We start from the raw sequence: 25,294 nt of genomic DNA on the forward strand, positions 1-25,294 counted from the left end.
GGTCGGGGCGGGGGCGGCGGTCGGACGCCGTCGCCCGGGCCGGGCCGGTCAGGCGTCGTGCCGGGCGTCGGCCGTACGGGTCCGGCGGCGTACGGCGAACAGTCCGCCGGCCGCGAGCACGGCAGCGCCGCCCGCCGCCAGGAGGCCCGGCGACTCGACGCCCTCCGTGCTGCCGCCGCCGGTCTCGACGCCGCCCGCCGGCATGGAGCCGACGGCCGCGCCCTTGACCATGCCGCAGTTGGCCGGAGCGGTGGCCTCCTGGGGGAGCTTCGGGTCGAGCTCGCTCTTGCCCGCGCCGAAGTCGTACTTCCCGTCGTCGTTGCGGTCGATGCCGTGCTGCACGACGTGCAGGTCCTTGAGGTGGTCCGCCACGTCCTGCGAGACGGTGATCGTGCGGGAGTAGTTCAGCTTGCCGTCCTTGTCGGCGACGGGCATCCGGTCCACCGCGAGGCCGCTCTTCTTGGACGTGTCGCCCTTCGTCGTCAGGGAGATGTTGATGTCCCCGTACATCGGCAGGCCCTCGGCGGTGGTGACGATGCCGTCGCCGTCCTTGTCCGCGCTCTTGTCCGGGCAGCGGAAGTCGTGGCCGTCGGTGGAGCCGTGGATGTGCTGGGCGTGCGGCTGACCGGGGACCAGACCCTGTGCGTCGATCTTCACGGTCAGCTTGTCACCCTCCAGGCTGACCAGGGCCGCGCCACTGGCGCCGGAGTCGTTCAGCTGCTCCAGGTCGATCTGGTACGTGTCGCCGTCGGCCGCCTTCGTGGTGCCGGCGGGGTGCCCCTCGTGTGCCAGGGCGGGCACGGCCACCCCGAGGGTGAGCGCGGCGGGCAGGACGAGCAGTGCGGCGAGGCGAGTTGTACGGCGGGCTATCACGAAGACGCATCCCCTTCCGGAAGTTCCGGCGCGGGGCCGGAACAACGTTCGGTCGCTGATGTCGTCTATTCGGAGCCGTGGCGCGGGCGGATTGGCCCGTCCACGACAAACTTCTGCGGTCCCCCGGCCGCCGCGGGGTTGCTCAGGCGGGGATCTCCGCCGCCTCGGGCTCGATGGAACGGCGCCTGACGAGCAGCACGATGATCAGGACGACCTGGAGGAGGATGACGAGGGCCATGCCCAGCGATGCCTGCGGTTCGTCGCCGACGAGGTTGGAGATCAGGCTGGTGTCCCACAGCCCGTGGACGAGCATCGGCAGCAGGATGACCCCGCCGACGCGCAGGCACAGGTAGAAGAAGTACCCCGAGGTGGACACGACGAGGGCCTGGAGGAGGGCCTGCGCACCCTCGCCGAAGGCGTTGCTCACGTGTACGAGGCCGAAGACGAGCGAGGAGAAGAGGGCGACCCTGCCCTCGGTGAGCCCGGCCCGGCGGAAGACCTGCACGCCGATGCCGCGGAACATGAGCTCCTCGCCCACGCCGACGAACAGGCCCAGCAGGAGCAGACTGACCACCAGGGAGGCGCTCTGATCGCCGAGGTGACCGTAGTTCAGGCCGAGCAGGGCGACGGCCAGCATGGAGACCGGGACCCAGCGCACCCAGCGGCGAACGGGTGCGCGGTAGCGCAGGACCTCGCCCCACCAGCCGAGCCAGGTCACGACGGCGGCGGCGAACACGATCGACGCCCCGATCGGTATCAGCGCGTTGCGCACGAGGGATTCCGTGGTGGGGAACTGGCTCGCGGAGGAGCTGGTGTCCACGCCGATCAGGAATCCGAGACCCTGGATGATGCCCGCGTACACGGCGACGATCACCAGGAACCACGGCCACGTCAGCCTTCGTCCCGGTCGGCCGTCGCGTATCGCCCCCGACTCGTCCGTCGCGCCCGTTCCGTCCCGCACCACATCACCCTCTTCTTCTCTGCGGCGCGAGCACCGTCGTCGCTCCGCCTGCCGCAGCCCTACGGTCGGGTGCGGACTCTCGTAAAGATCTCATGTGGATCGGGGCAAAAGCCGTGGAGGGCCCCCTGACGGCTGCTCGCCGGACCCCGGCCCGGGGGAGCTCCGCCGTAATTGGTCAAAGGCGCGCCGGGGATGCCGTAGAGTTGTGTTTACCGACGCGGGGTGGAGCAGCTCGGTAGCTCGCTGGGCTCATAACCCAGAGGTCGCAGGTTCAAATCCTGTCCCCGCTACTGAAGACCCGGGCCCGGCACGCACAGCGTGCCGGGCCCGAGTCGTTTCCCAGACCGTTTCCCGAGCCGTGATGGTGCGGCTTGACCTTGACGCAGCGTAAAGATCTAGCGTTTCCGGCATGGAGTGGTCCATTCAGGAAATCGCCAGACAGGCCGGCACCACGAGCCGCACGCTCCGGCACTACGGGGACCTCGGTCTCCTCGCGCCGAGCCGGATCGGGAGCAACGGCTACCGCTACTACGACCAGGACGCCCTCGTCCGGCTGCAGCGCATTTTGCTGCTGCGGGAGCTCGGTCTTTCGCTGCCCGCCATCAAGGATGTGCTCGCGGGGCAGCGGGACACGGCGGTGGCGCTGCGGGCGCATCTGCGGCTGCTCGAACAGGAGCAGGCGCGCATCGGGCGGCAGATCGCCTCGGTGCGGACCACTCTCCACAAGACGCAGGAGGGGATGGAACTCATGGCCGATGAAGTGTTCGACGGCTTCGACCACACCGCCCACGAGCAGGAGGTCACCGAGCGCTGGGGCCGGGACGCTTACGAGGAGGGCGACCGCTGGTGGCGTTCGCTCGGGGATGAGCAGAAGAAGGCGTTCCAGGACGAGCACGAGGCCATCGCGCGCGCCTGGGGCCGGGCCAGGGAGGCGGGGCTCGCCGCCGACGGGGCCGAGGCGCAGGACCTCGCGCGGCGGCACTGTGCGTGGCTGTCCTCGGCCAAGGCGCCCAGCCGTTCGTACGTGATCGGGCTCGGCGAGATGTATGTCGCCGATCCCCGCTTCGGAAAGAACTACGATCGCTACGGGGACGGCACCGCCGCCTTCGTACGGGACGCACTGACGGTATACGCGGAACACCGGCTCTCCGACTGACCATGGAAGGCCGGACCGCCGTCCGCCTTCCCCCTATTCGGCCGATGCGGAGTAGCCGCTCGGCGCGGCTCCGGGAAGCCTGGGCGGGGCGCGGTACCGTCCGCAGCCGTGGGTGGACCGGGCAGGAGTGCACAGGTGGGGATGGCCGACGAGCGGCGCAGCGGCACGGTGGGGAGTTTCGACGCCGTGGGCCGGGTGGTGTTCGGGTCCCGGGAGGGCCAGCTGACGTCCGACGGGCGGCGCACCGGGCGGTTCGTCCGGATGCTGCCCGCTCTGCTGATCCTCGGCGGGCTGCTGTTCGACTCGCTGGCTCCGCCCAATTTCACCGCGGTCCCCTTGTTCGTCGCGGCCCCGCTGATCGCCGCGCCGTTCTTCTCCAAGTCCCGGACCGTCCGCACGGGGATCGCCGCGGTCCTCTCCGTCACCGCGATGCGGCTCTCCGACGGGACGTCCACCCAGGTGGTCCCGGTCATCGAGATGATCACCGTGCTCACGGGCTCGGTGCTGGCCCTCGTCATCAACGGCGTCGTGCGGCGCGGCAACGAACAACTGGCCTCGGCCCGGGTCATCGCGGAGACCGCCATGCGGGCCGTGCTGCCGACCCCGGCCGAGCGGATCGGCGGACTCCAGGTGGCCGCGCGGTACGAGGCGGCGCAGGCGGACGAGTTCGTGGGCGGCGACCTGTTCGCGGTCGCGGACACTCCGTACGGCGTACGTCTGGTTGTCGGCGACGTACGCGGCAAGGGGCTGGACGCCGTCGAGGCGGTGGCGGTGATCATCGGGGCGTTCCGGGAGGCGGCCGAGCAGGAGCGTTCGCTGGAGGGTGTCGCGCAGCGGCTGGAGCGGGCGCTGGCCCGGGAGGGGACGCGGCGGTACGGGCTGGACGCCATGGAGGGGTTCATCACCGCCGTGCTGGCCGAGATCCCGCCAGGTTCGGCCTCGTTGCGCCTCGTCAACCGCGGTCACCCCGAGCCGATCCTGCTGCACGCCGACGGTGCCCTGGAGGTGCTGGCCCCCTCGGTGCCCGCCATGCCGCTGGGGATGGACCTGGGGGTGTGGCCGGACCGGTCCGACGAGTGGGCGATGCCCGCCGGGGCGACGCTCCTCGCCTTCACGGACGGCCTGTCCGAGGCCCGGGACCCGAACGGGGTCTTCTACGATCCGGCGGCCCGGCTGCGCGGCCGGATCTTCCCGGGCCCGGAGGAGCTGTTGTCGGCGCTGACGGACGACGTACGGCTGCACACCGGCGGGCGGACCACGGACGACATGGCGCTCATCGCGGTCGGCCGGCCGGCGGAGGGGCAGCCCGTGCGCCGGACGACGGTGAAGATCGTGGGCCGGGGCGACGACGCCGGGCGATGACCGGGCGATGACGGGGCGATGACGGGGCATCGGCGAGGCGTCGGCGGGACGACGACAGGGCGGTGACACGGTGCGTGATCGAAGAGCACCACTCCGCATAACATTTGACACACCGTCAGAAGAAGTGGTGTGGCCGAGCCGCGGTCAAGTCGCCCGATTCCGCCCGCTTGTGACCCGTACATCCCCACCGTGTTCGTTAATGATCAACAGGAACAGCTTGGAATAGAGCCCGTCTGTCTATTAACGTTCGATAACGCAGCGCGGTCGTCACAGTCGTCGTCAGAGACGGCGCCGCGCGCGAGCGCCGAATTCCGCAAGGGAACCGGGGAACCACCTACATGGGGTGAATCGGACGCCTGCGTCTCGTGAGAGACGGAGGGGCCCGTAGGAGACCTTCCTGCTCCGAACCCGTCAGCTAACCCGGTAGGCGAGAAGGAAGGAAAGGAGTGCGCCCACGTGGCGTCCAACAAGCCTGCCCCTGAGGCCCCGTCACCCTTCAGTGCCGACACCTTCGGTGCCGACACCTTCGGTGGCGAGGAGCGCACCTGGGAGGAATGGAACCCCACCGCGGAGTCCATCCGTCCCGTGCGCGGCAAGCACCGCGTCGCCAAGCAGCGTGGTCTGGCCCGTAGCTCCACCGTCCTCGGGGTCGGCGTCATAGCGGCCGTCGGTGCGGGCGGTATGGCCACCGCGCAGGACAAGGCGCCGGTCTCCATCTCTCTTCCCGATTCCATCGTGGACAACCTCCCCGACGCCAAGTCCCTTCCCGGCGTCGGGTCTTTGATGTCCGACGAGGCTGCGCCCGCCCCGGTCGCCGCGTCCGCGCCGCTCACCACCGCCGGCCTCACCACCGCCGAGGCCGAGCAGGGCACCGACGCGGGCGAGGCGCTGCGCGCCCGGATCCTCCAGCAGGCCGAGCAGCAGCAGGCCAGCGCCGACGCCGAGGCCAAGGCCGCCGCCGAGAAGGCAGCGGCCGAGACCGCCGCCGCCGAGGCCAAGAAGCAGCAGGACGAGGCCGAGGCCGCAGCCGCCGCGAAGAAGAAGGCGGCGGAGGAAGCGGCGAAGAAGAAGAAGGAGGCCGAGCGGCTCGCCAAGCTCGCCGCCAGCTTCTCCCTCCCCACCTTCTCGTACACGATCACCTCGACCTACGGTCAGTCCGGCGCGCTCTGGTCCTCGGGCCAGCACACCGGTCTCGACTTCGCCGGGTCGGCCGGTGCGCCGCTCAAGGCCGTGCACAGCGGCACGATCACGTCGGCCGGCTACTCCGGTTCGTACGGCTACCGCACGGTCCTCGAACTCGAGGACGGCACGGAGATCTGGTACGCCCACCAGTCCTCGATCGAGGTCTCCGTCGGCCAGAAGGTCACCACCGGCCAGACCATCGGCCGCATGGGCGACAGCGGCAACGTCACCGGAGTCCACCTCCACCTGGAGGTCCGCACCGCGGGCGGTTCCGCGATGGACCCGATGGCCTGGCTGAACAGCAAGGGCCTGAACGTCTGACCTCCCGGCCCCGCGGCTGACGTCCTTCGTCGCCGCCCCGCAACCCCGGCAGCCCTGACGCACACCCCCCGACGTCAGGGCTGCCGGTCTGTCCGGGGACGGTACGGTCCGGCGGGCGGCGGAATACCGTCCCCGCCCCGGCCCGTTGAACCTCCACATGACTTCTCCGCGCACTCTCGGCACCTCCGACCTCCAGGTCTTCCCCCTCGCCCTCGGCGGCAACGTCTTCGGCTGGACGGCGGACGAGGACCAGTCCTTCGCCGTCCTGGACGCGTACGTCGCGGCCGGCGGCAACTTCATCGACACCGCCGACGCGTACTCCGCCTGGGTCGAGGGCAACGAGGGCGGTGAGTCGGAGACCGTCATCGGCAAGTGGCTCGCCTCCCGCTCCAACCGGTCCGACATCGTCGTGGCCACCAAGGCCGGCGCGCACCCCGAACACCGGGGCCTGGCCGCCGGCACCGTCAAGGGCGCGGCCGAGGCCTCGCTGCGCCGCCTCGGCACCGACCACATCGACCTCTACTACACGCACTTCGACGACGAGACCGTCCCGGTCGAGGAGATCATCACCGCCCTCGACCAGCTGGTGAAGGACGGCAAGGTGCGGCACATCGCCGCCTCCAACATCAGCCCCGAGCGCCTGCGGGCCTCCCTCGACTTCTCCGAGCGCGAGGGCCTCGCCCGGTACGTCGCGCTCCAGCCGCACTACAACCTGGTCTCCCGCGACACCTACGAGGGCGACCTCCAGGACACCGCGGCCCGCGCCGGCCTCGCCGCCGTCCCGTACTACGCGCTCGCCTCCGGCTTCCTCACCGGCAAGTACCGCCCCGGTACGACCGTGGAGAGCGCCCGCTCCGCGAAGGCGGGCGGCCACCTGGAGTCGGAGCAGGGCCGCAGGGTGCTGGCCGCTCTGGACCGGGTCGCCGGGGAACGGGAGGCCGAGATCGCCACGGTCGCCCTCGCCTGGCTCGCCGCACAGCCGACCGTCGCCGCCCCGATCGCCTCCGCCCGTACGGTCGAACAGCTTCCCGCCCTCGTCGCGGTCGCCGACCTGCGGCTGACCGACGGCGAACTCGCCCTGCTCACCGAGGCGTCGGCCTGACGGAGCGGGCCGCCGCCACCGTTCGCGGTCGCCGACGCCGACGTCGACGCAGTGGCTGTGGCTACCTCGGCGGGCGGCGGTGGCTGGGTGGTGCGCTGCCGTACGGGTGGGGCGGCGGGTAGGCGGCGGGGCCGTATCCCGGTGTGTGCCCGTGCGGCTGCCCGTATCCGGGCGGGTGTCCGGGGCTGTGCCCGTACCCGTACCCGTTTGCGTACGGCGTCGGCATGGGGTGGCCGCGGTGGGCGCCCGGGCGGGCCGTCAGGCGGGCCGCCTGGGTGAGGGCCGGGGCCGCGAACTCCCGGCGCTGCCAGAGGTGGTGCAGCAACTCCCGCTCCCGCGCGCCGAAGTCCGGGCCCACCGCGCCGTGGCGGGCCCGGCGGCGCAGCCCCGCCAGGGAGGTCGCGAACGACTCGTACTCCGCGACCGCGCGGGCCGCCGCCCGGCCCCGCGTCCGGTCCGGCTGCCAGTGGCGGGCCAGGTCGCGGGCCATGCCCCGGGCCCGCATGGAGGAGAGCGCCGACGGCTCGGCTGGGGTCAGCCAGCCGGCCGCCGCATAGGCGGGCAGCTCGGCCGCGAGGGTCCGCAGCTCCCGCTGGCGCGACCAGATCGCCAGCCAGGTCACCAGGCCGAACGCCGGGACCATGACGATCCCGTACACCGCGTAGAAGCCGTACGGGCCGAAGGCCGACGAACCGTTCCACAGGGCGTGCAGGCCCATCGCCAGGAGCAGTCCCAGCACCGGCAGGGCGATCCGGCGGACCCGGTGGCGGCGGGCGCTGACGGCCGCGAAGCCGAAGCCGAGGCCGGTGAGGACCGTGAACAGGGGGTGCGCGAACGGCGACATCACGATCCGCACGAAGAACGTCCCGGCCGTCACCGAGGCGAACCCGGAGCTGCCCAGCTGCTGGTCCTCGCCGAAGGCGTTGCCCAGATAGAGGATGTTCTCGGTGAACGCGAAGCCCGTCGCGGTGAAGCCGGCGACGACGACGCCGTCCACCACCCCGCTGAACTCCCGTCTGCGGAACAGGAAGATCAGCAGCACGGCCGCCGCCTTCGCGCTCTCCTCGACCACGGGGGCGATCACCGTCGCCCCCAGGGTGTCGGCGCTCGCCGGATCGGCCGTCGCGGTGGCTATCCAGCGCGTCGCGAACGAGTTGGCGATGATCGCGACGAGCGCGGCGGCGCACGCGCCCCAGGCGAAGGAGAAGATCAGATTCCGCCAGGGGCCCGGTTCGACCCGGTCCAGCCAGCGGAACGCCGCCATCAGCAGCGGCACCGGAAGCACCGCGAGGCCGAGACCGACGAGGAACCCCTCCGGGCCGGTCTGCTCCCGGACGAGGGCCAGGATCACCAGCCCGCACAGGACGAGCGCCACGATGACGGCCCCGGCGCGGAACACCTTGCTGCGCCACACCATGCCGACGCGGCGCGGCCGGTAACGCCCTCGGCCGCGCTCCGGCGCGGCGCCCAGGACCTCGTCGAGTCGCTGCTCGTGGAGGACCGGGACGGCGGGTCGCGCCTGCTGATGCTGCACGGAGGGGTCGGACACCTCTCGACCCTAACGAGGAGCACCGACACCCGGCGACGGCGCATCCGGCCAGGACGCGGCCGTGGGGCCGTCGCACACGGTGTGTCAGACGCGGGCGAACAGCAGGTCGTGGACGACGTGGCCCTTGTCCAGGCCCTGTCCCTCGAAGCGGGTGAGCGGCCGGAACGCGGGGCGCGGGGCGTATCCGCCGTCGGCCGCGGTGTTCGCGAAGCGGGGGTGCGCGGTGAGCACCTCCAGCATCTGCTCGGCGTACGGCTCCCAGTCGGTCGCGCAGTGGACGATGGCACCGGGCTTCAGCGCCGGGGCCACCAGGTCCAGGAACTCGGGCTGGATCAGGCGCCGCTTGTGGTGCCGGGCCTTGGGCCAGGGGTCGGGGAAGTAGACCCGCAGGCCGTCGAGTGACTCGGGGGCCAGCATCTCGCGCAGCAGGATGACCGCGTCGCCGTTGGCCACCCGTACGTTGGTGGAGCCGGCCTGGTCCGCGAGGCCCAGCAGATTGCCCTGGCCGGGGGTGTGGACGTCGACCGCGAGGATGCCGGTGCCGGGGTCGTCGGCCGCCATCTGCGCGGTGGCCTCACCCATGCCGAAGCCGATCTCCAGGACGACGGGCAGACCGTCGAACATCTCGGCCAGGTCCAGGACGCGCTGCCCGTCGATGTCCAGGCCCCACTTCGGCCACAGCCGCTCCAGGGCGTCCTGCTGGCCGGTCGTGACGCGGCTGCGGCGCGGCTGGAAGCTGCGGATCCGGCGCTCGTGGTGCGAGCCGGCGGGGTCGGCGGCGGGGCCGCCGGGGAAACGGGGCTCCTGGCGCAGCCGACGCGCGCGCTCGAAGGAGGCGGCCCGCAGCGCGGCGGCTTCGTCGGCCGTGACGTCGGCCGTGACGTCTGCCGGGACGTCGCTCGCGGCGTCGGCGAGCGCGTCGGCCGCCGTGGAGCCGGTCGCGGCCGCGTCGGCGTGTGTGCCGACGACCGCGTCGTCGTCGGGGGCTCCGGTGGGGGTGGGGTTCAAGGGCTGCTCAGACACAATGACCGGATTCTACGGCGGGCGGCTTCCACCCCGACCCCTGAGCCCGGCGCAGCGCGAGCCGTGCCACCTCCCGGCCGATGGGCAGGCACGCCGTCGCGGCGGGCGACGGGGCGTTGAGCACATGCACGGTGTGCGGGGCCTCGCGGATCAGGAAGTCGTCGACCAGCGTGCCGTCCTTCAGCACCGCCTGGGCCCGGACCCCGGCGGGCGACGGGCGCAGATCGTCCTCGGTGACGGCGGGCAGCAGCCGCTGGACGGCCCGGGTGAAGGCGGACCGGGACAGCGAGCGGTGCACCTCGCCCGCCCCGTACCGCCAGTGCCGGCGGGCGATGTGCCAGGTGCCCGGCCAGCTCAGCGTGGACAGCAGTTCGGCGGGGCGGACCTGCGGCCAGGTGTATCCCTCGCGGGCCAGGGCGGGGACCGCGTTCGGCCCGACGTGGACGGAGCCGTCGAAGCCCCGGGTGAGGTGGACGCCGAGGAAGGGGAACGCCGGGTCCGGCACCGGGTAGACCAGGCCGCGCACCAGCTCGGGGCGGGCCAGCGCGTAGTACTCGCCGCGGAACGGCACGATCCGCACCCCCGGGTCGTCCCCGGCGAGGCGGGCCACCCGGTCGCAGTGGAGGCCCGCGCAGTTGACCAGCACCCTGGCCCGGACGACCATGCCGTCCGCCGTGCGCACCGCGACGCCCCAGGGGCGCCGGTCTATCGCGGTGACCTCCGCGCCGTACCGCACGATGCCGCCCGCGGCGGCGACCTCGGCGGCGAAGCGCCGGGCGACGGCCGTGAAGTCGCAGACGCCCGTCGTGCCGACCCGGATCGCCGCGAGACCCCGGACCTCCGGCTCGTACTCCGCGATCTGGGCGGGGCCCAGCTCCCGCACGGGCAGTCCGTGCTCGCGGCCGCGCTGCACCAGGCCGTGCAGCCGGGGCAGCTCGGAGCGTTCGGTGGCGACGATCAGCTTGCCGGTGGTGGCGTGGGCGATGGCGTGCTCGGCGCAGAAGTCCGCCAGCTCGGCGGAGCCGCGCAGCGCGTACCGGGCCTTGAGGGAACCGGGGCGGTAGTAGATGCCGCTGTGGATCACGCCGCTGTTGCGGCCGGTCTGGTGGCGGGCGGGGCCGCCCTCCTTCTCCAGGACCGTCACCCGGGTGCCCGGCGCGGACCGGGTGATCGCATACGCGGTCGACAGACCGACGATCCCGCCGCCGATCACCAGCACATCGCAGTCGTACGCCGCGTGCGTCATCATCACGCCACCTCCCACCCCGATAGTGCACTGGCCCACTGACAACCGGCTCAAACCCCAGCCGGGCGGGGCGTGGCGCACACTTTGCCCGGCGGGTCCCCGGGGCGGGTCCCGCCGGGCGGCTTCCGTCGCCCGGCCCAGCCCTGCTCAGCCCGGGGTGACCAGCAGCGGGCGGGCCCGTTCCCGCAGCTCCGCGACGCGGGGCTCGTCCCCGTACGGCTCCAGGCGGTGGAGCAGATCGCGTACGTACTCCGTGGTGCGGGCCGAGGAGATCCGGCCGGCGACCTCCACCGCCCGGGTGCCCGCCGCGCAGGCCGCGTCCAGATTGCCCGACTCCAGCTCGGCGACGGCGGAGACGACGAGCCGCAGTCCGTGGCTGCGGACGAACTCCTCGGTCGGCCGGGACAGCGCCTGCTCGGTGAAGCGCCGCACCTGCCGGGGGGCCTTCAGGTCCCGGTAGCACTCGGCGGCGTCGGCGGCGAACCGGTCGTAGCCGTAGAAGCCGAGCCAGGGCGGGTCGGAGTCGCCCGCCCGGGACCGCTCCAGCCAGCTCTCCGCACCCTTGAGCGCGGCCCCCGCGGCCGGTGCGTCGCCGGCCTTCGCATGGGCACGGGCCTCCACCAGCCGGAAGAAGCTCATGGTGCGGGCGGTGGCGAGGCCCCGGTTGCGCTCGACGGCGGCCTGGGCGAGGTCGACCCCCTCGTCGGCGAAGCCCCGGTAGGTCGCCTGGAGGGACATCGAGGCGAGGACATAGCCGCCGAGCGGGACGTCGGCGGCGGCCCGGGCCAGGCGCAGGGCCTGGATGTAGTAGCGCTGGGCGGCCTCCTGCTGGCCGGTGTCGAAGGCCATCCAGCCGGCCAGCCGGGTCAGCTCGGCGGACGCGCCGAACAGGGCCCGTCCGACCTCGTCGGTGTACGAGCCGAGGAGCAGCGGTGCGGCGTCGACGCGTAAGCACTCGGGAACCATGGAGGAGCGCCAGTCGCCGCCGCCGTACTTGGAGTCCCAGCGCCGGGCGTCCTGCGCCGCCTCGCGCAGCTTCGACACATCGCTGTGCCCGACCCGCAGCGGTGAGGCGTCCGCCACGGCCTCCGGGCCGGGCTGGAGCGGGACGGAGCCCGCCGCGCCGGGTGGGAAGCCGCCGGTGTGGAGGATCTGTGCGCCCCGGGTGTCCGGTGCGGCTCCCGGGCCACGGGCGCCGGCCCCGCCGGGGCTTCCGGATCCGCCGCCGCGCGCCCCGAGAATGGCGGCCTGCGCCGCCGTCGGGTCCCGGGCCACCGACGGATCGGCGGGGGTTATCAGCCAGCGTGAGGCGGGCGTCGCGTAGGCGCTCACGGAGAACGATCCCGCCAGGGACTGCCAGATCCCGCCGCCGCCCCGCCGCCCGGCCAGATCCAGCCGGTACAGCTCGGTCGCCGACCGGACCGCCTCGCCCACGTCCCGGGGGAAGGCGAGGCCGACCTCCGGGGCCGGGTCCGCGTCGGCGAGGCCGATCTCGTGCAGCGGGACCGGCCGGCCGAGCTTGGCCCCGATCGCCGCCGCGATGAGATGCGGCGCCGCGCCCTGCGGCACCATTCCCTTGGCGACCCACCGGGCCACCGAGGTCTTGTCGTAGCGAAGTGTCAGACCGCGCTGTGCTCCGAGGTCGTTGACCCGCCGGGCGAGCCCGGCGTTACTGATTCCCGCGAGGGCGAGAACCGTGCCGAGCTTCTCGTTCGGCCCGCGTTGCTCCCTGGACATGCGCCACCCCTCGACACACAGACAGCCGCCGCGTCACCGAGGACGGCGCGCGGCATTCGTACCGATGTCTCCCCAGGTTCGAACCTCCGTACTCCGCCTGCACACGCATGTGGCCGAGCCCCGAGGAATATGCCCCCCTGTTGAGAACACCAGTAAACACAGCGTAGTTCTCCCTATCCCTACCGTTAAGGGGCAGACGTCCGGATGGCGGGATTGTTGTCCGTGCGGGCGGTCCGGGCCGCCCGCACGGTGGCGCGCGGGCCGGGGTGCGGCGTGCTCCCGGCGTGTGGCCGTGCGCCCGGCCGTGCGCTCTGGCCCGGCGATCGCCGGAAGGCTTGTCTGGGACCTGCGTGGGTCGGCCCGCTGCACTGGACTCAGTGGGCTGGGGGAAACCGCCGCTCCATTCCCCGCGGGCGGTGGACCGGTCCGGGAGGTGAGGCCCACCTCCCGGACTGTGCGTGGAAGGGTCCGCCAGGGGGCGCGGCACGACCTGCGCGCAGGGTGGCGCTTCGAGAGAATGGCCGAATAGCGACGGTCCGGTGAGGGTCTGGCCAACGGTCCGGCTATGGCCGGATATCGGCGCTGTTTCCGGGCGGCGCCGGCCCCTCCCCTTCCACGGGGGCGGGCCGGGGCGGCGCGGAGACCGGACGGCCCCGCCTCCGCAACTCCCGGAACCGGCAGTTCCGTTGCTGTCGACGCGGTGAAGACCACGCCGGGCCTTTGCCAGGGGCGCATGCTCTTCCGGCGTGCGCTGCCCGTACACCCTCTCCTGCGGCATTGTCGTGGCAGCATGTCCCGCAGCGGCGTTGCGCTCGTCAAGTGCGCCGTTTGTCCACAGCCTGTGGAGGCGGCGATGCGTTGGTTGGTGGGATGGAGCAGTATCGCCGCGAGCTTCGGCACCGTCGGTGCTGTCGGAAACGGCGGAGAGGGGCGCACGGTTCACCCCGTGGGCTCCCAACTCCTGTGGGGCGACCCGGATCCGCTGTGGGCGGTCGGCGACTGGCGGCCCGACGAGATCCGCGTCATCGGCGTCGCGACCCCCGAAGGGGCGCCCACCGCCCGCCTCGCGGTCCTCGGTTGCTGCGGCGCAACCGACGAGCAGCTGCGCGTCGGGCTGCTCGCCGCACGCGGCGGCGCGATGCGCCATCTCACCGCCTGGCCGGGCAGTTACACCGCCGTCGTGCAGATCGGCCGCCGCATCACCGTCGCGGGCGACCTGGCCGGCGCCCGGCCCGTCTTCCACACCCCCTGGGCCAACGGCACCGCCTTCGCCACCGCCGCCCTGCCGCTCGCCGACCTCATCGAGGCCCAGCTCGACATCGGGCACCTCGCCGCCCTGCTCGCCTGCCCGGAGACCCCGGAGGCCCTCGGCGACGGCACGCCCTACGTGGGCGTGAAGCGGGTCCCGCCGGGCCACGCGCTCATCCTGCGGGAGGGCTCGCGGGAGATCACCGGATACGAGGCCGTCGCCTCGCTCGCCGTCGCCGCGCCCCAGGCCGACCCGGTGCACGCCGTGGAGGGCGTACGGGACGCGCTCGTCGAAGCCGTACGCGCCCGGCTCACGGCCCCGCGCCACGCGCCGGAATCCCAGCCGCCGGACCCGGGGCCCGTCCCCGGCATGGGCCCCGCCGACCGGCGCGCGGCCCGGGGCGGGCCCGTGGCGGGCATCGGCGCCGACCTCTCCGGAGGCAGCGCCTCCGCCACCCTCGCCCTGCTCGCCTCCGGACTGCCCGGACTCCCCGGCACCCTCCTCGGCCACGGCACCGGCGCGGGGGAGCGGCTGCTCGCCGTCACCTTCAACGACCTCACCACCCGTGGCGACGAGGACGAGCTGGAGCGGGCCCGCGCCATCGCCGCCAATCCGCGCCTGCACCACGTGGTCGTCGCGGCGGGCGAAGAGGCCCTGCCGTACGCCTCGTTGGAGGTCGGGGCGCTCACCGACGAACCGGCTCCCTCCCTCGTCCTCGCCGAACGTCACCGCCGCCGGCTCTCCGCGGGCAGCGCCGACCACCTCGTCGGGCACGGGGCCCGACAGGTCCTGGACGCCCACCCGGCCCGTCTCGCCGACCTCCTGATGGACCGGCGCAGACGCCACCTGCTGCGCCCGGTCGCCGCCCTCACCAAGGCCGAAGGTCCCACGGCACACTCCCTGTTCGTCCCGTTGACGGTCTACCGCGCCGCCCGCCGCCTGGCCCGTACGTCGTACCGCACCGGCCTGGAGTCCGCCGCCGGACTCCTCCCCGACGCCAACCGTTACGCCCCCGACCTCGCCACCCCCGCCGACGCCTCGCTCGCCGCCCTCGCCTGGTCGCGCCCGGGACCGGCGGCGCGCTGGCTGACCGGGGAGGCTTTGGCCGAAGTATCGGTTCGTCTCCAGGAGGCGGCGATCCGGCCCGCCTCCGTGCAGCGCCCGGGCGAGGCCCGGGCCCGCGCCGCCCTAGCCCGGGGGGCCGCCGACCACCGGATCCTGGAACAGGCCGCGGAGATCCGCAGCCAGCGCCTGCACGCCCCGTTCCTCGACAACCAGGTCGTGCGGGCAGCCCGCGCCCTGCCCGAGTCCCTCCGTGTCCAGCCCGGCGCACGGGCCGCGATCCTGCGCCGGGTGCTCGGCGGGGCGGGCATCCACGATCTGCCGCCCGGCTGGGGCACGCCCTCCCAGGCCACCTCCACCGCCGTCACCCGCACCGGCCTGCGCATCGCGCTGCCGGACCTGATGGCCCTCTTCGACGCCCCGCTGCTGGCCGACGCGGGCCTGGTCGAGGCCCGGGTGGTCCGCAAGGCCCTGCGCGCCGCCTCCGAGGGCGAACCGCTGCCCCTGGACGGCCTGGCGGACCTGGCCTCCACCGAACTGTGGCTGCGCCGTCTGCTGGCCCGGCGCGGCACCTGCTGGACGGGGACCGCCGCTCCGCGCCAGCGCGCGGTCGCGGGCGGTGTGACCCCCGCCCGGCGCACGCTCCAGCCCTGACCGGAACAGGCCCGGTCCTGGCCGGAAAGCGACGCCGGACCAGCGACGGCGGAAAGCGACGGCGGACAACGGCGGCGGACCAGTGACGCCGGACCAGTGACGGCGGACCAGCGACGGGCGTGAAGCGACGCCGGGAAGCGACGCCGGGAAGCCCGGCCGGGGCGTGCGTACGGCTCGGCTCAGGCGCAGCTGATCCGGGACTCCGCCCAGTCGGCCAGAGCCACCCCGCCGAACGGCGTCTCCGGCTCCACCACGAGGCGGATCGAGGACTGGCCGGCGATGCTCACGCTCACCGGGACGGCGGGATCGCCGCCCTCCATCACCGGGGAGCGCCACAGCCGGGCCCCGTCCCCGTTGAACACGGAGAAGCGCACCGCGCCGAGCCCCATGGTCAGGTCGTCCACGCCGACCATGGCCTCGTAGCGCGTGCACGGACGGTTCAGCTGGATGGTCACCGAGGAGCGGGCGTGCACGGTCACCCCGTGCGCGTAACGGGCGGAGGCGATGGACACGTTCGAACGCTGCCAGATCCAACTGCTCTGCCCCATCACGACCTCCGGCTCGCTGCGGTCGCCGAACACGGAGTACGCCAGCTCGCTGACCTGGTACACCTCCGGGGCGGGCGGGGGCGGTGTGGGTTTCGGCGGCTTCGGCGTCGGCTTCGGGGGCGGCGGCGGGCTCGGCGCCGGGGGAGCGGGCTTCGGCGGCGGCTCGGGGGAGGGCGTGGGGCTCGGCGTCGGCTTCGGGGCCGGCTCGGACGGGGCCGGGGCCGGGGCCGGAGGCGCGGCCGGCGCGGGGGCGGCCGGAGGCTTCGGAGCCGGCTTCGGGGACGGCGGGGGCGGCGGCGTGGGCGCGGCGGGCGCCACGACCGGCGGCTTCGCGACCGGCTTGGGCTCCGGCTTCGGCCGGTCGTCGCCGACGAGCGCCCACACCAGACCGGCCGCGGCGGCCACCACCACGGCGGCGGCGATCCCCGCCTTGGCGGGCGCGCCGAGCCCCTCGGAGGCCGCGGCACCCCCGGCGGCCCCACCGGCGGAACCGGACCCGGTGGCCGCCGCGGCGGCTCCCGCTCCGGCGGCCCCGGCCGCGCCGCCGGCCACGACGCCCGCGGACTTGAGCGCATACTCGGCGGCGAACCATCCGATGACCGCGACGGGCAGCAGCGCCGGAATCCCGGCGTTCACATGGTCCAGCTCACCCGCGGCCACCCGGCACTTGGCGCAGGCGTCGAGGTGCTTGCGCAGCCCGCGCTCGGCCCGGGTCCGCAGGCCGCCCCGGGCGTGGGCGCCGAGCCGGTCGGCGTACTGCGCGCAGTCCCCGCCGGTGGTGAGCGCCTGGCTGACATGGGCCTGGAGGTAGGCCTGCTTGAGTCCTTCGCGGGCCCGGCTCGCGAGGACGGCGGTGGCGTTGGCGGTGAGGCCGAACAGCGGGGCGATCTCGCTCGGCGACTCCTCCTCCACCGTGGTGTGCCACAGGACCGCCTGCCAGCGCTCCGGGAGGCTCCGGAACGCCTGCATGGCCATCGTCTGCTCGGCCTCGTGCATCGCGAGGACGTCGGCGCCGAGGTCGAGGGTGTCGTCGTCGGAGAGCTCGGAGGAACGGGAGGCCTGGGCGGCGAACACCGCGAAGTCGTCGACCAGATGCTCACGCTTCGCGCTCTTCGTCCAGGCGGCGGCGACATGGCGGACGGCGGTCATCAGATAGGCCCGGGCCGCTTCCGTCGGCCCTTTTCCGCCCCGTACGGCCTGGAGCGTGCGGGCGAACACCTCGGCCGTCAGGTCGTCGGCGGTGTGCGCGTCCCGGCAGCAACTGCGGGCGTAGCGCAGGACGGCGCCCGAATGCCGCCGGAACAGCTCCTCGTAGGCCCGGTCGTCGCCGGCGCGCATGTCCTCGATCAACCGGGCGTCGGACAGGCCGAGTTCGGGGGCTCCGCCGCGGCCCGCGCGCTGCTGCGGAACCGCGGGGGCGCCGGCCGCGCCGGAGGCGTCCTCCTCGGCGACGGCGGGCCACGGGCCGGGCAGTACGGTGCCGCCCCCGACCGTCTCGTCCGACGAGCCGCGTACGGCCTGGGTCGGCACCTGGCCGACGGACTGCCCGTCCGCTTTCGTGTCCCTGCCGGCCGCTGCGATCTCGCCGAGCGGCTCTTCCTGCTGCTCGTTACCGCTCATCGCGGAAGCCCCCGTATACACCCTCGGACTCGAATACCGGCCAAGACTGCCACATGGCTCAATCGCGCTGGCCCCTCAGCCCCGCCAACCACTCATCCGGGGCTTTTTCTCGAATGCGAGTACTAGAGGCCCTGCTTTCGGGGAATGACTCTCCGCTGATTCGTCCCCCCGGAACCTGCTCTGCGGCCACCTCAGCGGCCACCTCATCGGCCGCGCGCCCGCCCGCCCGTGCCCGCCCGCCTCGCCCGCACTGCGGGCGAGGCGGACGGAACAGTCGATGCGGGACGGCCGACGCTCGGGACGATTGATGCGGGACGCCTGGGGCCGCGGGCGGCCGGACGTCACGCCGGGCGCGACCTCAGCCCCTCCAGCAGGATGTCCAGCAACCGGGCCGAAGCCGCGGCCTGCTGAGCGGCGTCCGGCAGCGAAGGAGCCGCCGTGGCGATGACCAGCAGCACATCGGCCACCGTCACGTCCCGGCGCAGCTCACCGGATTCCCGCGCCCGGTCGACCAGCCGCCCCACGACCTCCAGCAGCTCGACCGCGCCGGTGTCCTCACCGAGGGGGTCGAACCCGTCGACGCCCCCGGAGCGCCGGCCGACGACGCGGAAGTCGTCCTGGCCCACTCCCTGCCGCTGCTGCGGAACGCGGGTCTCGTCCACCGCGCCCGGAGCCGACGTCGCCCCGGAAACCGCCGGCGCACCCGGCTCCTCCCCGTCGACCCCGACCCGCAGCACGTGCGGCGGCAGCAGCCTGCCCGCGCCCGACGCCACGGACGTACGCAGAAAGCGGGAGAGCGCCGACCAGGGCTTCTCCTCCTGCCCCAGCGCCGTACGCGCCTGCTCGGTCAGCCGGGAGGTCTCCTCCTCGGCTATCCGGCGCACCAGCACGTCCTTGCTGGGGAACCGCCGGTAGACGGTGCCCACGCCCACGCGCGCGCGACGCGCCACGTCCTCCATCGGAGCGCCGTAACCCAGCTCCCCGAACACCTCGCGAGCCGCCCGCAGCACATGCTCCAGATTCCGCTGCGCGTCCACGCGCAGCGGAGCCGAGCGCGGCGCGCTCGCGGTCCCCGCCGCACCCACCGTCGCCGTTCCCGACGTCGTCGCCCCGCTCGGGGCGCGTCCGGCAGCGGCCGAACCCATCGCCGCGGCGCTCACCGCCGCCGCGGAACGAACCGTGTCCGCCGAGCTCATGACGCCGAGCGCGCCCACGGAGCCGAGGCGTCCTTGGTCCTCGGACGCGCGAGAGAGCGCAGTCTGGCCATGCTTATCCTGAATATGCATAACTTCCCCCGGTTATGACGTCTCCCCCCGGAGACTTCCCGCCGTTTCAGCCGGGGAGCGGAGCACAACGAAATCCGCACCCGACACCCCGACGGGTTACGAACATAGTTGAGCCCGCGTCAATTCAGAAGGGGGTAGTTCCGCATGGGACGCCCCCCGATCGGACCAAGATCCGATCCACACCGGAACATCACGCCTCCACTTACCCCGTGCGTACTGCCTGACCTGCGCGGCTGTCGCTCCTCACCGCCCACCCGCCCCGAGTGCCGCCGGGGAACCTCCGGTCACACAATTTGCCGGGCCTGTGGACAAACCACTGACTCCGTTGCGTCATGGGGTGGTGATGGCTCCAGATTCCCGGGGGACGACCCCCGGCACCCGGCCAGGTGTGCGCATTCTCGTCGTCGGCGGTGGCTACGTCGGGATGTACACAGCGCTGCGTCTCCAACGGAAGTTGAAGCAGAGACTGAGGAGCGGCGACGCCGAGATCGTGGTCGTCACGCCCGAGCCCTACATGACGTACCAGCCGTTCCTCCCCGAAGCGGCGGCCGGCTCGATCTCGCCGCGCCATGTGGTCGTGCCGCTGCGTCGCGTCCTGAACGACTGCACGATCGTCATCGGCGAGGCCCAGCGCGTGGACCACGCCAAACGGACCGCGACCGTCACCACCCTCGCCACCGGTGAGGACGGCACCGGAGCGCTGGAGATCGGGTACGACGAGATCGTCATCGCCCCCGGGTCCGTCTCGCGCACCCTGCCCGTCCCCGGCCTCGCCGAATTCGGCATCGGTTTCAAGACCGTCGAGGAGGCCATCGGGCTGCGCAACCACGTCATCGAACAGATGGACATCGCCTCCGCGACCCGTGACCCCGCGATCCGCGACGCCGCTCTCACCTTCGTCTTCGTCGGCGGCGGCTACGCGGGCGTGGAAGCGCTGGCCGAACTGGAGGACATGGCCCGCTACACGGCGCGGTATTACCACAACATCAAGCCGGCCGACCTGAAATGGATCCTCGTCGAGGCCTCCGGGCGCATCCTCCCCGAGGTCGGCGAGACCATGGGCACGTACGCCATCGGGGAGCTGCGCGGCCGGAACATCGACGTACGCCTCGAAACCCGCCTCGACACCTGCGAGGACCGCGTCGCCGTCCTCAGCGACGGCTCCCGCTTCCCCACCCGCACCCTCGTGTGGACCGCGGGGGTCAAACCGGCCCCGCTGCTGGCCGCCACCGACCTGCCCCTCACCGAACGCGGCCGGCTCCGCTGTACCGCCACCCTCGGCGTCGAGGACATGCCGCACGCCTGGGCAGCCGGCGACGCCGCGGCCGTACCCGACCTGACCGCATCCGAACCGGGGCGCGAGACCGCCCCCAACGCCCAGCATGCGGTGCGCCAGGCGAAGGTCCTCGCCGACAATGTCCTCGCCTCGATCGACGGCCGGCCGCTCAAGGAGTACCGGCACGCGTACGTCGGATCGGTCGCCTCCCTCGGCCTGCACAAGGGCGTCGCCCACGTCTACGGCCGCAAGCTCAAGGGCTACCCCGCCTGGCTGATGCACCGTGCGTACCACCTCAGCCGGGTCCCGACGTTCAACCGGAAGGCGCGCGTCCTTGCCGAATGGACCCTGTCCGGACTCTTCAAACGCGAGATCGTCTCCCTCGGTTCGCTGGAGCACCCCCGTGCCGAGTTCGAACTCGCGGCGGGCGGCGGCTCCGGCACCCCGGGCCTCCCGGGCCCCGGCCGCCCGAAGGGGCCCGGAGAACCGCCGGACGACCGGCGGGCGGACGACCCCCGGACGGACAGCTGACGGACAGTCGGCAGGACGGCCCCCGCGCGGCCCCGCCGGGGCAGCCGACGAAGGCTCCGGCCGCACCCCGGGCCGAGGCCGGTACCGGACTGATCGAGGGTCGGAACGGCGACGGGGCGACGACTGTCAGTACGGTCGGTCACACTGGACGTGTGACCATAGGTGGGCCCACACCTGCACAGAGTGACCCGGTCGGCAGTGACCAACAGTGACCAGCAGCGACGCACCAACAGAACGACGAGGCCCGGCTGCGCCTTCCCGGGGGTACGGCCCCCGGTGCCCCCGAACACGGCAGAAGAAGCAGCCCGCCCGAGCGGACCAGACCGACACACGAGGCCAGAAATACCGTGAACTTCACGCGTTGGAGCGCCCGCCTTCCCGGAACGCAGCGCCGAGCCGCCGCGCGGGACGACCGTAGTTCCGTGCCGGCGGCCCGAGCCGAGTACGCCCGGGCGGACGGCTCGCCCGCCCTGCCGGACGACGCCTCCCCGGCGTCTTCCGGTCCCGCCTCGACGGAGGCCCTCCCCGGGCCCGCCCTCGACGACCTCTCCGCCCGCGAGATCCTCGGCCGGCTCCCCGCCCCCGTCGCCCTGCTGCACGGCCCGGACCACCGCATCGCGTACGTCAACGACGCGTACGAGGCCGCGTTCGGCCCCCGCCCGTGCGGCGTTCCGGCGGCCGAGGCCATGCCCGAGCTCGCCCAGCTCAGCGTGGTCCCGCTGCTCGACCAGGTCCTGCGCAGCGGCACCGCCCGTACGGTCAAGTCCCGCAGGACCGCCGAGGGCGGTTCGTACACCGTGACCTGCACCCCCGTCGCCGCCTGGGGCAACGCGGAGGACGAGGGAGACAGGGGAAGCAAGGGAGACAGGGCAGACAAGGGAGGCGACAAGGGCGACGGCAGGGCCGACGGCAAGGGAGAGGGCGGCGTCCTCGTCTACGCCGCCGACGTCACCGACCACGCCGAAGCCGCCGAACGCCTGCGCACCAGCGAGCGCCGCCACCGCGAAACGGCCGTCACCCTCCAGCGCTCCCTGCTCCCGCAGGAGCTGGAACAGCCCGACGACCTCCGCATCGCCGCCACCTACCAGCCCGGCGGAACCGACGCCGCGGTGGGCGGCGACTGGTACGACGTCATCACCCTCGGCGCGGGCCGCACCGCCCTGGTCATCGGCGACGTGATGGGCCGAGGGGTCCGGGCCGCCGCCGTGATGGGCCAGCTCCGCACCGCCGTCCGCGCCTACGCCCGGCTCGACCTCCCGCCGCACGAGGTGATCCAGCTGCTGGACGGCCTCGCCGCCGAGATCGACGCCAGCCAGATCGCGACCTGCGTCTACGCCGTCCACGATCCGAACGAGGGGCAGCTCGTCTACGCCTCCGCCGGACACCTCCCGATCCTCGTCTGCGACGAGGACGGCACCGTCCACCGCGCCGCCGACCCCACCGGCCCCCCGCTCGGCACCGGCGGCTGGGTCCACACCTCGGGCACCATCGCCCTTCCGCCCGGCTCCACCGCGGTCCTCTACACCGACGGCCTGGTCGAACGGCGCAGCGAGGACATCGACGAGGGCGTCGCCTCCCTGGCCCGCGCCCTCTCCGGAGCCAAGGGATCACCGCAAGTGGTCTGCGACCGGCTGATCCGCTCCCTCGGCGTGACCGCCGAGCACGACGACGACGTGGCGGTCCTGGTGGTCCAGCACCCCGCCCGTACGGGACCGAACGCGGAGCTGTTCCACAACGCCGCGCTCGATCTCCTCGGCGGCATCGAGGCCGCCCCGCGCGCCCGCGCCTTCGCCACCGGCGTCCTGACCTCCTGGCGCTTCCCCGTCGAACTCCGCGACCTGGGGGTCCTCGCCACCAGCGAGCTCGTCGCGAACTCCCTCCAGCACGGCACCCCGCCGATGCGTCTGGGACTGCGCCGTACGGACCGCCGGCTGATCATCGAGGTCACCGACGGCGACGACCACCTGCCGCGCCGCCGCCAGGCCGAACCGGCGGACGAGGCGGGGCGCGGCATCTCGATCATCGCCTCGATCGCCACCTCGTGGGGCAGCCGGCGCACGCCGGGCGGCGGCAAGGCGGTCTGGTGCGAGTTCGCCCTGCCGCGGTGAGCAGGGCACTCCCTCAGTAACGGGCGTCAGCCACCGGCGGAGGCTGAAGCCGCACGGGAGGCCGAGGGAGACCCGGACCCGACGGTCCCGGTCTCCGCGCCGTCCCCGCCCTCGGGCAGTGACACCGCCACCACCCGCGACGGGATGTTGGCGAGCGACGGCTGGTCCTGTACGGGGGTGAGCCGGCGCCCCAGCCGCAGGGCGAGCCAGGTGATACCCAGCGAGAACAGCACGAACGTCACGATGTACGGGCCGTGCAGCGACGCCCCCATCGGCCCGCCGACGGCCGGACCGACCGCGAGCGCGAGCTGCTTGCACAGGGCGAACGCCGAGTTGTACTGCCCGACCATCGACTCCGGCGCCAGATCGGCGACCAGCGGGGCGACCGTCGGCGACAGCATCGCCTCACCCAGCCCGAACAGCGCGTACGTCGAGATGAACGCGGCCGTCGCCATGGTCTGGCTGCCGTGGCCCAGCCCCGCGTACCCCGCCACGATCCAGGCGAACGCCCAGATCAGGCCGACCGCGGCGATGACCCGGCTGCGCCGCCGCCGCTCCACCAGCCGCAGCACGACGAACTGCGCCACGACGATGACCGCGGTGTTGGCGGCCAGCGCGAAGCCGAGGGTGGAGGGCTCGATCCCGGCGGCCTCCGTGCCGTACGCGGCCAGGCCGGACTCGAACTGCCCGTAGCAGGCGAAGAACAGCACGAACCCCAGCACGCACAGCTGCACCATGGCCCGGTGCGAGAGCAGCGCCCGCAGCCCGCCCTTCGCTGCGGACCCGTCCGCCGGACGCGCCCCGCCGAGCGAAGCCGGACGGGGCATCCGCACGGTCGTCACCACGACGCCGAGCACCACGAACATCACGGCCTCGATCAGGAACAGCATCGTGAAGCTCGCCGGACGGCTCACGTCCACCAGCTGCCCGCCGACGAGCCCGCCGAGGCCGAGCCCCAGGTTCTGCAGGAAGAACTGTGTGGCGAAGGCCCGCGTACGGGTCGCGGTGCTGGAGCACCACACGAGCATCGTGGCGAGGGCCGGCTGCATGACGGCGGTGCCCGCGCCCAGGACAGCGGCGGACAGCACGGCCGCCGGAACACTGCTCGCGAACCCCAGGGCCGCCGCGCCCACGGAGGCCAGAACGGAGGCCACCACCAGCACGGGCAACGGGCCCCGCCGGTCGATGGCCCGCCCGGTGAACGGCAGAACGGCCAGCGCTGCCATCGCGAAGGCTGCCAGGACGACTCCCGCCGTCCCGGCGCCCAGATCCCGTACCTGCGCCACGTAGACGTACAGATACGGGACGGTGAACCCGAGCCCGAACGCGCTCAGCGCGCTGCCCAGCTGGATCCGCCGCAGCGCTGCGCCCATCTCCCTGGTCACACTCACCTACCTCAAGAACTCGTAGGCCTCGATCGCGGAGCGTCGAGACCTGGCACGAAGAAATCAGACTCGAAGACTTTAGCACTAAAGTTAGAAGGTGAAAACTACAGAGTGAAGGACTTCAGGGGGTGGGGGCGTGCCATACTGCCCGCCATGTCTGAGAGCACCGAGGAGCCCGGCCCCAGCGAGCCGAGCCTCGACGAACAGATCGCCGCCTACCAGCGCGAGTTCCGCGACCTCGACCCGCAGGTCGAACAGGTCGTCTCCGCACTGGGCCGACTGAACCGCCGGATGAACGTCGCGTACGGGAGACAAGTCGCCGCGCTCGGCATCAGCAACGCCGAGTGGGAGGTACTCAAGACTCTGGTCCTGGCCGGCGCTCCCTACCGTCTGGGCCCCGGCGAACTGGCGAAGCGCCTCGGCCTCACCCCGGCCGCCATGACGCATCGCATCGACCGGATGGCCGGCGAGGGCCTGGTCACCCGCGACCGCGACGAGAACAACCGGGTCCGCGTCATCGTCGAGCTGACCGACGAGGGCCGTACGAAGTGGCTCGAGGCGATGCGCATGGCGAGCGACTTCGAGGAGGACCTCCTCCAGGACCTCTCCGGCGATGAGCGCGGTGTCCTCGGCGAGCTGCTGGTCCGCCTCCTGCGCCGCGTGGAACACGCCCAGCCGGACGCCGGCGGCCGGCTCACCGACCTGGACTGAACGGCCAGGACGACGGCCAGGGAACCGCTGGGAAAGAGGCCCTGCGGAGGCCGCCGGGGGAGGGTTGACACACCCCTGGTGGATCCGTAAAGTTCTCCGAGTTGTCACGGAGCCGGACGGTTCCGCGGCATCCGATCCCGCCGCGGACGCGGCAACCAAACTTCAGCACGATCTCCCACTCGGGATGATTTCGGCATGCCGGAATTCATTACGAAGGCCCGATTATGAGCCGCCGGGACAATCCGCTAGAGTTTGAGCGTCGGAACGGCCCAACAGCCGGGAAGACAAGCCCCGCTGACTGGGAATCAGGCCCGAAAGGATCTGATAGAGTCGGACTCGCCGGAAAGGGAAA

General features: G+C 73.0%; 17 protein-coding genes, 1 tRNA gene and 1 riboswitch. Of the genes, 9 read left to right on the plus strand and 9 right to left on the minus strand.

Annotation, left to right across the window (positions count from 1 at the left end; all coding sequences use genetic code 11):
- Positions 1-48 precede the first annotated feature (48 nt).
- On the minus strand, positions 49-873 hold the full coding sequence (locus ACIQRW_RS34640; RefSeq protein WP_403768317.1) for a hypothetical protein: 825 nt from the start codon (positions 871-873) through the stop codon (positions 49-51).
- A gap of 142 nt (positions 874-1,015) precedes the next feature.
- Positions 1,016-1,834 (minus strand): type II CAAX prenyl endopeptidase Rce1 family protein, encoded by an 819-nt coding sequence (locus ACIQRW_RS34645; protein ID WP_403768320.1) that lies wholly within the window; start codon positions 1,832-1,834, stop codon positions 1,016-1,018.
- A gap of 216 nt (positions 1,835-2,050) precedes the next feature.
- On the opposite strand from ACIQRW_RS34645, the gene ACIQRW_RS34650 reads away from it, so the two are divergent.
- The 5 genes from ACIQRW_RS34650 (at position 2,051) to ACIQRW_RS34670 (ending at position 6,957) form a co-directional block, all read left to right on the plus strand.
- Positions 2,051-2,124, plus strand: a tRNA-Met gene (locus ACIQRW_RS34650).
- Positions 2,125-2,243: 119 nt separating this feature from the next.
- The gene (locus ACIQRW_RS34655) at positions 2,244-2,990 is read left to right on the plus strand and encodes a MerR family transcriptional regulator (protein WP_403768322.1); all 747 of its coding nucleotides are present in this window, start codon (positions 2,244-2,246) and stop codon (positions 2,988-2,990) included.
- 141 nt (positions 2,991-3,131) lie between these two features.
- Complete coding sequence (locus ACIQRW_RS34660; protein WP_403768351.1) at positions 3,132-4,352, plus strand: PP2C family protein-serine/threonine phosphatase; 1,221 nt, start codon at positions 3,132-3,134, stop codon at positions 4,350-4,352.
- 292 nt (positions 4,353-4,644) lie between these two features.
- Positions 4,645-4,797: riboswitch (cyclic di-AMP (ydaO/yuaA leader) on the plus strand.
- An 11-nt stretch (positions 4,798-4,808) separates the two neighbouring features.
- Entirely contained in the window at positions 4,809-5,855 is a 1,047-nt protein-coding gene (locus ACIQRW_RS34665) for a M23 family metallopeptidase (RefSeq protein ID WP_403768325.1), read from the plus strand.
- Positions 5,856-6,012: 157 nt separating this feature from the next.
- Positions 6,013-6,957: an aldo/keto reductase gene (locus ACIQRW_RS34670; RefSeq protein WP_403768327.1), complete on the plus strand. Its 945-nt coding sequence runs from the start codon at positions 6,013-6,015 to the stop codon at positions 6,955-6,957.
- A gap of 61 nt (positions 6,958-7,018) precedes the next feature.
- Here the strand turns inward: ACIQRW_RS34670 and ACIQRW_RS34675 are convergent, their stop codons facing one another.
- From ACIQRW_RS34675 to ACIQRW_RS34690, 4 genes are all read right to left on the minus strand, one after another.
- Entirely contained in the window at positions 7,019-8,506 is a 1,488-nt protein-coding gene (locus ACIQRW_RS34675; protein WP_403768330.1) for a PrsW family intramembrane metalloprotease, read from the minus strand.
- Between the two features lie 84 nt (positions 8,507-8,590).
- Positions 8,591-9,529, minus strand: coding sequence for a tRNA (guanosine(46)-N7)-methyltransferase TrmB (gene trmB / locus ACIQRW_RS34680; protein WP_403768333.1), 939 nt, complete (start codon positions 9,527-9,529; stop codon positions 8,591-8,593).
- Positions 9,522-10,778: an L-2-hydroxyglutarate oxidase gene (gene lhgO / locus ACIQRW_RS34685; protein WP_403768336.1), complete on the minus strand. Its 1,257-nt coding sequence runs from the start codon at positions 10,776-10,778 to the stop codon at positions 9,522-9,524. Before lhgO ends, trmB begins: the two co-directional genes overlap by 8 nt.
- A 144-nt stretch (positions 10,779-10,922) precedes the next feature.
- Positions 10,923-12,512: a sporulation protein gene (locus ACIQRW_RS34690; protein ID WP_403768338.1), complete on the minus strand. Its 1,590-nt coding sequence runs from the start codon at positions 12,510-12,512 to the stop codon at positions 10,923-10,925.
- An 853-nt stretch (positions 12,513-13,365) separates the two neighbouring features.
- On the opposite strand from ACIQRW_RS34690, the gene ACIQRW_RS34695 reads away from it, so the two are divergent.
- A complete protein-coding gene (locus ACIQRW_RS34695) occupies positions 13,366-15,477 on the plus strand; it encodes an asparagine synthase-related protein (RefSeq protein ID WP_403768340.1) in 2,112 nt (703 codons plus the stop codon).
- Between the two features lie 179 nt (positions 15,478-15,656).
- On the opposite strand, the gene ACIQRW_RS34700 is transcribed toward ACIQRW_RS34695, so the two are convergent.
- Both ACIQRW_RS34700 and ACIQRW_RS34705 read right to left on the minus strand, forming a co-directional pair.
- Complete coding sequence (locus ACIQRW_RS34700; protein WP_403768343.1) at positions 15,657-17,645, minus strand: sigma-70 family RNA polymerase sigma factor; 1,989 nt, start codon at positions 17,643-17,645, stop codon at positions 15,657-15,659.
- Between the two features lie 341 nt (positions 17,646-17,986).
- Entirely contained in the window at positions 17,987-18,859 is an 873-nt protein-coding gene (locus ACIQRW_RS34705; protein WP_403768346.1) for a TetR/AcrR family transcriptional regulator, read from the minus strand.
- Positions 18,860-19,355: 496 nt separating this feature from the next.
- Between ACIQRW_RS34705 and ACIQRW_RS34710 the strand changes: the two genes are divergently transcribed.
- Positions 19,356-20,738 (plus strand): NAD(P)/FAD-dependent oxidoreductase, encoded by a 1,383-nt coding sequence (locus ACIQRW_RS34710; RefSeq protein WP_403768354.1) that lies wholly within the window; start codon positions 19,356-19,358, stop codon positions 20,736-20,738.
- Between the two features lie 347 nt (positions 20,739-21,085).
- On the plus strand, positions 21,086-22,846 hold the full coding sequence (locus ACIQRW_RS34715; RefSeq protein ID WP_403768348.1) for a SpoIIE family protein phosphatase: 1,761 nt from the start codon (positions 21,086-21,088) through the stop codon (positions 22,844-22,846).
- Between the two features lie 26 nt (positions 22,847-22,872).
- On the opposite strand, the gene ACIQRW_RS34720 is transcribed toward ACIQRW_RS34715, so the two are convergent.
- Positions 22,873-24,219, minus strand: a complete 1,347-nt coding sequence (locus ACIQRW_RS34720; RefSeq protein WP_403768357.1) for an MFS transporter — start codon at positions 24,217-24,219, stop codon at positions 22,873-22,875.
- A 165-nt stretch (positions 24,220-24,384) separates the two neighbouring features.
- Here ACIQRW_RS34720 and ACIQRW_RS34725 point away from each other — a divergent pair, with 165 nt between their 5' ends.
- The gene (locus tag ACIQRW_RS34725) at positions 24,385-24,942 is read left to right on the plus strand and encodes a MarR family winged helix-turn-helix transcriptional regulator (protein WP_007456156.1); all 558 of its coding nucleotides are present in this window, start codon (positions 24,385-24,387) and stop codon (positions 24,940-24,942) included.
- Positions 24,943-25,294: the final 352 nt, after the last annotated feature.

The sequence above is a fragment of the Streptomyces sp. NPDC091287 genome (assembly GCF_044768525.1).
Lineage (GTDB): Bacteria > Actinomycetota > Actinomycetes > Streptomycetales > Streptomycetaceae > Streptomyces.

Excerpts from the sequence above, each read along its gene's own strand:
- ACIQRW_RS34700 (WP_403768343.1), bottom strand. The coding sequence starts at position 17,645 with ATGAGCGGTAACGAGCAGCAGGAAGAGCCGCTCGGCGAGATCGCAGCG.
- ACIQRW_RS34655 (WP_403768322.1), top strand. The coding sequence starts at position 2,244 with ATGGAGTGGTCCATTCAGGAAATCGCCAGACAGGCCGGCACCACGAGC.
- ACIQRW_RS34720 (WP_403768357.1), bottom strand. The coding sequence starts at position 24,219 with ATGGGCGCAGCGCTGCGGCGGATCCAGCTGGGCAGCGCGCTGAGCGCG.
- ACIQRW_RS34660 (WP_403768351.1), top strand. The coding sequence starts at position 3,132 with ATGGCCGACGAGCGGCGCAGCGGCACGGTGGGGAGTTTCGACGCCGTG.
- ACIQRW_RS34725 (WP_007456156.1), top strand. The coding sequence starts at position 24,385 with ATGTCTGAGAGCACCGAGGAGCCCGGCCCCAGCGAGCCGAGCCTCGAC.
- lhgO (WP_403768336.1), bottom strand. The coding sequence starts at position 10,778 with ATGATGACGCACGCGGCGTACGACTGCGATGTGCTGGTGATCGGCGGC.
- ACIQRW_RS34710 (WP_403768354.1), top strand. The coding sequence starts at position 19,356 with ATGTACACAGCGCTGCGTCTCCAACGGAAGTTGAAGCAGAGACTGAGG.
- ACIQRW_RS34690 (WP_403768338.1), bottom strand. The coding sequence starts at position 12,512 with ATGTCCAGGGAGCAACGCGGGCCGAACGAGAAGCTCGGCACGGTTCTC.
- ACIQRW_RS34670 (WP_403768327.1), top strand. The coding sequence starts at position 6,013 with ATGACTTCTCCGCGCACTCTCGGCACCTCCGACCTCCAGGTCTTCCCC.
- ACIQRW_RS34695 (WP_403768340.1), top strand. The coding sequence starts at position 13,366 with ATGCGTTGGTTGGTGGGATGGAGCAGTATCGCCGCGAGCTTCGGCACC.